The organism is Metabacillus sp. 84 (assembly GCF_050107715.1).
Classification (GTDB): domain Bacteria; phylum Bacillota; class Bacilli; order Bacillales; family Bacillaceae; genus Metabacillus_B.
In genome coordinates this window covers 1-338 of sequence record NZ_JBNILN010000033.1, presented here as the reverse complement: position 1 = coordinate 338, position 338 = coordinate 1, and the positions used below count along the sequence as shown (strand labels likewise).

At 50.0% G+C, this 338-nt stretch carries 1 tRNA gene and 1 rRNA gene; both read left to right on the top strand.

What is annotated here, in order from left to right:
* The first annotated feature begins 10 nt into the window (after nucleotides 1-10).
* Nucleotides 11-126: ribosomal RNA gene (gene rrf / locus ACQCV8_RS20185) — 5S ribosomal RNA — on the top strand.
* A gap of 120 nt (nucleotides 127-246) precedes the next feature.
* Nucleotides 247-323, top strand: a tRNA-Met gene (locus ACQCV8_RS20180).
* Nucleotides 324-338 lie beyond the last annotated feature (15 nt).

Genomic DNA, 338 nt, shown 5'->3' with positions numbered 1-338 from the left:
CAACCTTATATCTGGTGATTATGGCAAAGAGGTCACACCCGTTCCCATACCGAACACGGAAGTTAAGCTCTTCAGCGCCGATGGTAGTTGGGGGTTTCCCCCTGCGAGAGTAGGATGTTGCCAGGTAGAACGGATTGTTTGAGGACAGCAGTGCTGTCCTCGAAATAATCTCTTCTTGATTTTGCTTCCTGAGGCGAGGACAGTCTACAGGCAATGAGCATAGCTAAACTTAATACTTTTTATTATCGCGGGGTGGAGCAGTCTGGTAGCTCGTCGGGCTCATAACCCGAAGGTCGCAGGTTCAAATCCTGTCCCCGCAACCAAAATGGTCCGGTAGT